Source organism: Pseudomonas sp. (assembly GCF_050739995.1).
GTDB lineage: Bacteria > Pseudomonadota > Gammaproteobacteria > Pseudomonadales > Pseudomonadaceae > Aquipseudomonas.
In genome coordinates, this window is record NZ_JBOICG010000358.1 from 1 (window position 1) to 8,308 (window position 8,308).

The 8,308-nt window shown below is 61.4% G+C and carries 6 protein-coding genes; all 6 read left to right on the forward strand.

Features of this window, described 5'->3' with window-relative positions; all coding sequences use genetic code 11:
• Positions 1 to 129: 129 nt before the first annotated feature.
• The 6 genes from ACRESD_RS11940 to ACRESD_RS11965 all read left to right on the forward strand — a co-directional run bounded on the left by ACRESD_RS11940 (position 130) and on the right by ACRESD_RS11965 (position 8,194).
• Complete coding sequence (locus tag ACRESD_RS11940) at positions 130 to 1,572, forward strand: TldD/PmbA family protein (protein ID WP_431751081.1); 1,443 nt, start codon at positions 130 to 132, stop codon at positions 1,570 to 1,572.
• Positions 1,572 to 2,888, forward strand: coding sequence for a TldD/PmbA family protein (locus tag ACRESD_RS11945; protein WP_431751082.1), 1,317 nt, complete (start codon positions 1,572 to 1,574; stop codon positions 2,886 to 2,888). Before ACRESD_RS11940 ends, ACRESD_RS11945 begins: the two co-directional genes overlap by 1 nt.
• A 289-nt stretch (positions 2,889 to 3,177) precedes the next feature.
• Positions 3,178 to 4,026, forward strand: coding sequence for an alpha/beta fold hydrolase (locus tag ACRESD_RS11950; RefSeq protein WP_431751083.1), 849 nt, complete (start codon positions 3,178 to 3,180; stop codon positions 4,024 to 4,026).
• A 35-nt stretch (positions 4,027 to 4,061) separates the two neighbouring features.
• Entirely contained in the window at positions 4,062 to 5,489 is a 1,428-nt protein-coding gene (mdtD, locus tag ACRESD_RS11955) for a multidrug transporter subunit MdtD (RefSeq protein WP_431751084.1), read from the forward strand.
• A gap of 130 nt (positions 5,490 to 5,619) precedes the next feature.
• On the forward strand, positions 5,620 to 6,957 hold the full coding sequence (gene dbpA, locus ACRESD_RS11960) for an ATP-dependent RNA helicase DbpA (protein WP_431751086.1): 1,338 nt from the start codon (positions 5,620 to 5,622) through the stop codon (positions 6,955 to 6,957).
• A 58-nt stretch (positions 6,958 to 7,015) separates the two neighbouring features.
• Complete coding sequence (locus ACRESD_RS11965; protein ID WP_431751085.1) at positions 7,016 to 8,194, forward strand: NAD(P)/FAD-dependent oxidoreductase; 1,179 nt, start codon at positions 7,016 to 7,018, stop codon at positions 8,192 to 8,194.
• Positions 8,195 to 8,308: the final 114 nt, after the last annotated feature.

Genomic DNA, 8,308 nt, shown 5'->3' on the forward strand with positions numbered 1-8,308 from the left:
GGGTTCACACGGTCAAAAATGTGGGAGGGGGCTTGCCCCCGATGAGGCCCGAGCAGCCAATGCAAAACCCCTCCTTGATCAGCTACTCTGTCTGCCTGCCCGCGACGAGCCGCCCACAAGGAAGGCCCCATGTTCGACCACCACGCCACACTCAAAAAACACTTCAGTGCCCTGCGTACCACCGCCGAGTTCTTCTCGCTGCGCTACGTACGTGAATCAGGCCAATACCTGTCTGTACGCAAGAACGTCGCCGAGCCGCCCCACCTGGGCCACGACGAAGGTGCCATGCTCACCGTGCGTCTCAATGGCGTGGAAGCCTATGCCGCGACCAACGACATTTCCCTTGCCGGCCTGCAAGCGGCCCTCGAGCGCGCCGAACAGCAAGCCCGCCTGATCAAGCCCCACGCCCTGCTCGACCTGCGCGACCAACCGGTCTCCAGTGACGTCGCCGACTACCTGTCCCCCGACCTCAACCAGCCCTTCCCGTCCTTGAGCGACTGCTACCAGTTGCTCGGCAGCGAGTCGGCCGCCGTGCCCAAGGACGAGCGCCTGGTGAGCTGGGACGTCAGCCTCGGCCTGACCCACGTCGAGCAGATCTACCTCAACAGCGCCGGGGCACAATTACGCCAGGCCCAGCGCTTTGTGTTCCCCGGCGTGAACGTCACGGCCTACGACGGTAACGACAGCCAGACCCGTACCTTCGGCGGCAGCAACTTTGGCCAGCAAGGCGGGTTCGACGTGATCAGCCGCTTCGGCCTGGTCGGCGCCGCGCCGCGCATCGCCGATGAAGCCCTGCAACTGCTGGCCGCACCGAACACGCCCAGCGGCCCGCGCGACCTGTTGTTGATGCCCGACCAGATGATCCTGCAGATCCACGAGTCCATCGGCCACCCGCTGGAACTGGACCGCATCCTGGGCGACGAGCGCAATTACGCCGGCACCAGTTTTGTCAAAGCCAGTGACTTCGGCCACTTGCAATATGGCTCACCGCTGCTCAACGTGACCTTCGACCCGGACATCCCCGAACAACTCGCTAGCTACGGCCATGACGACGAAGGCACCCCAGCCAGCAAGCAGTTCCTGATCCGCGAAGGGCTGCTGGTCAAACCGCTGGGCGGTGCGCTGTCGCAGTTCCGCTCGGGCCTGGGCGGCGTAGCCAACAGCCGTGCCAGCAGCTGGAACCGTCCGCCGATCGATCGCATGGCCAACCTGAATATCGAAGCGGGCGACAAGAACCTCGCGCAACTGATTGGCGGCATCGAAAGCGGCATCCTGATGTCGACCAACCGCTCCTGGTCCATCGACGATGCGCGCAATAAATTCCAGTTCGGCTGCGAATGGGGCCAACTGATCGAAAACGGCGAGCTCAAGGGCGTGGTGAAAAACCCCAACTACCGAGCGATTTCCGCGCAGTTCTGGCGCAACCTCAGCGCCGTCGGCGACGCCAGTACCTTCAAGGTGCTGGGCACGCCTAACTGCGGCAAAGGCGAACCCAACCAGGTGATCCGCGTAGGCCATGCCTCGCCGGCCTGCGTGTTCAGCAACGTCGATGTTTTTGGGGGAGATGCCTGATGAACAACTTCAAGGCACTGGTGGAATGGCTCAAGCAGGCCATCACCGACAAGGAACAATTTCACCTGGGCTATGCGGATGAAGCGTCTGAGTTCGTGCGCTTCAACCATGGGCAGGTACGCCAGGCCGGGCAAGTGCAGCAAGCCAGCCTCAATCTGAAACTGATCAACGAGGGGCGCCATGCCGACCTGGGTATCACCCTGTCCGGCGAACGCGAGCTGGATCGCCAACGCCTGGCCGACGGCCTGCAACAACTGCGCGAAACCCTGCCACTGCTGCCCCAGGACCCATACCTGCTGCTGAACCACAACGCCTGGCAAAGCCACAATGAACAAGCGCGACCACTTCCGGAATTAGCCCAGGTACTGGACGCCATCAGCCAGGCCGCCGACGGCGTCGATCTGGTCGGCTTTTACGCCGCAGGCCCGATCAGCCGAGGTTTCGCCAGTTCGGACGGGGCCTTTGGCTGGCATCGCGCCAACAGCTTCAACTTCGATTTCAGCCTGTTCCACCCCAATGGTGAAGCGGTGAAAGCCAGCTACGCCGGGCACACATGGGACAGCGCCGAGTTCGCGGCACGCATCCAGCAGGCCCGCGAACAGCTTGAGTTCCTCGGTCGCCCGTTGCACAAACTGTCCCCCGGACAATACCGCGCCTACCTCGCCCCGGCGGCGCTGGAAGAGATCATCAGCATTATCACCTGGGGTGGTTTTTCCGCCCAGGCCATCGCCAGCAAAGGCAGCTCGCTGCAAAAGCTGTATGCCGGTGAGCAGTCGTTGAGCCCGCTGGTGAAACTGGATGAGCAGATCAGCGGTTCGCTGAGCCAGGCGTTTTCCACCGAAGGCTACCCACGCGGGGATGTCACGCTGATCAATGGCGGCAAGGCAGAAGGCCAATTGATCAACTCGCGCAGCGCCGCCGAATACGGTTTGAGTACCAACGGTGCCAGCAGTGATGAATCCCCGAGCGCCTTGCAAATGGCGGCGGGCACGCTGGACCAGGCCGATATTCTCAAGCAATTGGGCACCGGGCTGTACATCAGCAACCTGTGGTACCTGAACTACTCCGACCTGCCGGCCGCGCGCCTCACCGGCATGACCCGCTTTGCCACCTTCTGGGTGGAAGACGGCGAGATCAAGGCGCCGGTCAGCACCATGCGGTTTGATGACAGTGTGTACAACCTGCTGGGTTCGCAGCTGGAAGCATTGACCACTGATCGGGAACTGCTGCTGTCACCGAGCACTTACGACCAACGCAACACGGCATCCAACCTGTTGCCAGGGGCCTTGGTCAAACGCCTGACCCTGACCCTCTAAACACAGCAGTTCCTCTGTGGGAGGGGCTTGCTCCCGATAGCGGTGTATCAGCCAAGTACTCATCAGCTGACACGCTGCAATCGGGGGCAAGCCCCCTCCCACATTGAGTTGTGCTGAGTTCAGACATCTCTGTTTCGCCCCTTCCTACGGTTGATTCTTGTCTTCCCCGCCTGCACGGGCAGCCTGTTGTCGCCCGCAAAAAACCTCGTTATAAGGGTTGGTGGCATCCCGCCACCCTCACCCACGAGAGCACGACCTTGCCCGGGAAAGGGCAAGCTGGAGCGTTGACATGAACCATGGAAGTTTTGTCATAGAAAAGCTGTTCAAGCACTACAACGTTCATGTTGAGCAGCTAGGAAACGATTCGGAAAAAAACACCGTCCTGATGGTCAATGGGGCACTGTCCACCACGCGATCCTTTGCCCGCACCAGCAAATGCCTGGCCGAGCATTTCAATGTGCTGCTGTTCGACTTGCCGTTCTCGGGGTATTCCCGTGAACACAATACCGACCTCGACCTGGTGACCAAGGACGACGAAGTGCAAATGTTGCGCGCCCTGGTGGAGCGCTTTGAGGTCAACCATCTGGTGTCGGCCTCCTGGGGTGGCATCTCCACGTTGCTGACCCTGGCCCACAATCCGCCGTCCATCAAAAGCTCGGTGGTGATGGCCTTGGCGCCCAACCTCAACCAGGCCATGCTCGACTACGTGGAACGCGTGCGCGTGCTGATCGAGGCCGACGACAAGTCTGCCGTCGGGCATCTGCTCAACGAGACGGTCGGTAAATACCTGTCGCCACGCCTCAAGCGCAATAACCATCGACACCTGTCGACCATGGCCACCACCGAGTACCGCCAGGCGCGCTTTCACATCCATCAGGTACTGGCATTGGGCGATGGCAACTACCTGCCCGCACTCACGCAGATTGAAACGCCGGTGCACTTCCTCAATGGCGCCCTGGACGAATACACCCCCGCCGCCGAGGCGCAGTTGTTCAAGCAATACGTGGGGCGCAGCAGCTTTGCGGTAGCCGAACACACAGGGCACTTGCTCGACCTCGAATCCAACGAAGCGGCCGTGGCGGTGCACCGCGAACTGCTGGATTTCCTAGTGGGAAAAGGCGCGACGGATGGCGCATAATCGCCGACACATAGCCTGCTAACAAAAGGGTTCATATGCCGAATCGCGTCCCTCTCGATGCCAAGACCGCCCGCTGGCTACCCTGGGTGGTCGCAATTGCCTTCTTCATGCAATCGCTGGACGGGACGATTCTGAACACGGCACTGCCAGCCATGGCACGGGACCTTGCGGAGAACCCGCTGCGCATGCAAGGGGTGGTGATTGCCTACATGCTCACCGTCGCCTTGCTGATCCCGGCCTCGGGCTGGATCGCCGACCGCTTCGGCACCAAGAAAATCTTCTTTGGCGCGATCATGTTGTTCAGCATCGGCTCCTTGCTGTGCGCCCTGTCCAGCAGCTTGACCATGCTGGTGGGCGCCCGGGTGATCCAGGGCTTGGGCGGTGCGTTGATGCTGCCGGTCGGGCGATTGGTGGTGCTGCGCGCCTACCCTCGTTCGGAACTGGTGCGGATCATGGGCTTTATCACCATCCCCGGCCTGCTCGGCCCGCTGCTCGGCCCGACCATGGGCGGCTGGATGGTGCAATACCTGACCTGGCACTGGATCTTCCTGATCAACCTGCCCGTGGGCATGATCGGCTGCTACGCCGTGTGGAAACTCATCCCCGACCTGCGCGGCAGCGAGCGCACCCGTTTCGACGGCATAGGCTTTTTGCTGTTCGGCGCGGCGATGGTGCTGATCACCATCGCCATGGAAGGCCTGGGCGAACTGCACCTGCCCCACCTGCGGGTGATGTTGCTGCTGTTTGGTGGGCTGGCGTGCCTGGCGGCGTATTGGCTGCGTGCCGGGCATATCGATAACCCGCTCTTTTCGCCGGTGCTGTTCAAGACCCGCACCTTCGCCGTGGGCATCCTCGGCAACCTGTTTGCGCGGCTGGGCAGCGGTGCCCTGCCGTTCCTGGTGCCGTTGCTATTACAGGTGGCGTTGGGCTATTCACCGTCGGAAGCCGGGATGAGCATGCTGCCCCTGGCGGCGGCGGCGATGTTTGCCAAGTCCGTCGCACGCACCCTGATCGAACGCCTGGGTTATCGCATCGTACTGACCGGCAACACCCTGTTCCTGGGCATCATGCTGGCCAGCATGGGCCTGGTCAGCGAGCACACGCCCTATCCGCTGCTGTTGTGCATGCTGGCGGTGCTGGGGGCAATCAACTCCTTGCAATTCACCGCGATGAACACCGTCACCCTGATCGACCTCGACGACGCCCAAGCCAGCAGCGGCAACAGTTTGCTGTCGGTGGTGGCACAACTGTCCCTGAGCCTCGGCGTGGCCTGTGCCGGTGCATTGCTCGGCGGCTTTACCGCCGAAACCGGCAACGATGGCGTAGAAAGCGTACTCGGCGCGTTCCAGCTGACCTTCCTCACCGTGGGCATCATGGCCATGCTGGCAGCAGCGATCTTCCTGCAACTGTCGCCCAGCGACGGCAAACGGGTAGTCAGTCGCGAGCACGACATCGAGCATTAACCGGCTTCTCGTCTAGAACTTGCAGGGAAATTCCCACGAGGCTGGTACACTGCGCGACATTTTGTTTTGCAGAGCCAGTCCCGTGACTACCATCGCCACCGCTTTTAATACTTTGCCCCTGTCCGCCGCCATGCTGGCTAACCTCGACTCGCTGGGTTATGTCGAGATGACGCAGATCCAGGCGCAAAGCTTGCCGGTGATCCTCAAGGGGCTGGACCTGATTGCCCAGGCCAAGACCGGCAGCGGCAAGACCGCCGCCTTCGGCATCGGCCTGTTGAACCCGATCAACCCGCGCTATTTCGGCTGCCAGGCGCTGGTGATGTGCCCGACACGTGAGCTGGCCGACCAGGTCGCCAAGGAAATCCGCCGCCTGGCCCGTGCCGAAGACAACATCAAGGTGCTGACCCTGTGCGGCGGCGTGTCCCTCGGCCCGCAGATCGCCTCCCTGGAACATGGTGCCCACGTCATCGTCGGCACACCGGGCCGCATCCAGCAGCACCTGCGCAAGGGCTCGCTGGTGCTGGACGGCTTGAACACGCTGATCCTCGATGAAGCCGACCGCATGCTCGACATGGGCTTCTACGATGCCATCGAAGACATCATCAGCAAGACTCCGCCGCGCCGCCAAACCCTGCTGTTCTCGGCCACCTACCCGGTGAGCATCAAGCAGTTGGCCTCGAAATTCATGCGTGCGCCGCAACAGGTAAAAGCCGAAGCGTTCCACTCGGACGACCAGATCGAACAGCGCTTCTACGAGATCTCGCCGGAAGAGCGCATGGCCGCCGTGACCAAGGTGCTGGCGCATTTCCGCCCGGCGTCCTGCGTGGCGTTCTGCTTTACCAAGCAGCAAGTGCAGGAAACCGTGGATCACCTGACATCCAAGGGCATTTCCGCCGTCGGCCTGCACGGCGACCTGGAACAGCGCGACCGTGACCAGGTGCTGGCGATGTTCGCCAACCGCAGCACTTCGGTACTGGTGGCCACCGACGTCGCCGCCCGCGGCCTGGACATTGACTCGCTGGACATGGTGATCAACGTCGAACTGGCCCGCGACTCGGAAATCCATATCCACCGTGTGGGCCGTACGGGTCGTGCCGGTGAAACCGGCATTGCGATCAGCCTGGTGGCGCCGTCCGAAGCGCACCGCGCCCAGGCCATCGAGCAATTGCAGAAGTCGCCGTTGAACTGGGACCAACTGGACAACCTCAAGCCGCAAGGCGGTGGTCCGTTGCTGCCGCAGATGAGCACTCTGTGCATCGCCGCCGGCCGTAAAGACAAGGTGCGTCCGGGCGATATCCTCGGCGCGCTGACCGGTGAAGCCGGTATTCCGGGTGCCCAGGTCGGCAAGATCGCGATCTTTGACTTCCAAGCGTTTGTGGCCGTGGAACGCGGGATCGCCAAGCAGGCGCTGCAGCGTTTGAACGACGGCAAGATCAAGGGCCGTTCGCTGCGCGTGCGGATCTTGTAAAAACTCCCCTCCCACATTTGACTGTATTTCAATTCAGAATTTGTATAAGGACACCGTTTTGCGCTCGACCGAAGTTGTGATCATTGGCGCCGGCGCGGCAGGCTTGATGTGTGCGCTGACCGCCGCCGGGCGTGGGCGCAAGGTGATGTTGCTCGACCATGCGAACAAGGCCGGCAAGAAGATCCTGATGTCTGGCGGTGGCCGCTGCAACTTCACCAATATGTACACCGAGCCGGCCAACTTTCTCTCGCACAACGCGCACTTCTGCAAGTCCGCCCTGGCCCGTTATACCCAGTGGGACTTTATCGGGCTGGTGGCCAAGCATGGCGTGCCGTACCACGAGAAGAAGCTCGGCCAGCTGTTTTGCGATAACAAGTCCAGCGACATCCTCGGCATGCTGCTGGATGAATGCATCCAGACTGGCGTGAGCCTGCACCTGGATACGTCCATCGAGGAAATCGCCAAGCTCGACAGCGGCTATCAGCTGCAAACCACCCTGGGTGATCTGCGCTGTGAATCCCTGGTAATCGCCACCGGTGGTCTGTCGATTCCGACCTTGGGCGCAACAGGTTTTGGTTATCAGGTGGCCAAGCAATTCGGCCATGAACTGCTGCCAACTCGTGCAGGGCTGGTGCCGTTCACCATCACCGACCAGCTTAAAGAACTGTGCGGCGAGTTGTCCGGCACCTCGGTGGATTGCCTGGTCAGCTGTAACGACCAGAGCTTTCGCGAGAACATCCTGTTCACCCACCGCGGCCTGAGTGGGCCAGCGATTTTGCAGATTTCTTCGTACTGGGAATCCGGCGACACGGTTGAGATCAACCTGTTGCCCGACCACGACGCCCACACCTGGCTGCAACAGCAACAGGTCGAGCGCCCCAACAGTGAGCTGAAAACCCTGCTGGGTGAGATATTCACCAAGAAGATGGCCAATCTGCTGGCGGAAACGTGGTTCGTGTCCAAGCCGATGAAGCAGTACACCCACGCCGAAATCGCCGATATCGCGCAAAAACTGTCGAGCTGGCAGCTGGTACCAGCGGGCACTGAAGGCTATCGCACCGCCGAGGTGACGCTGGGCGGAGTGGACACACGGGAAGTGTCGTCCAAGACCATGGAGTCGCTGAAAAGCCCGGGCTTGTACTTTATTGGTGAAGTGCTGGATGTGACCGGCCATCTGGGCGGGTTCAACTTCCAGTGGGCCTGGGCTTCGGGTTACGCAGCTGCGCAGTACGCCTGACTGAAGCCTTCACTCGATCAACCTGTGGGAGCTGGCTTGCCTGCGATAGCGGTGGCACATTCGCTGGAGATGTTGAATGTGCTGGCCTCATCGCAGGCAAGCCAGCTCCCACAT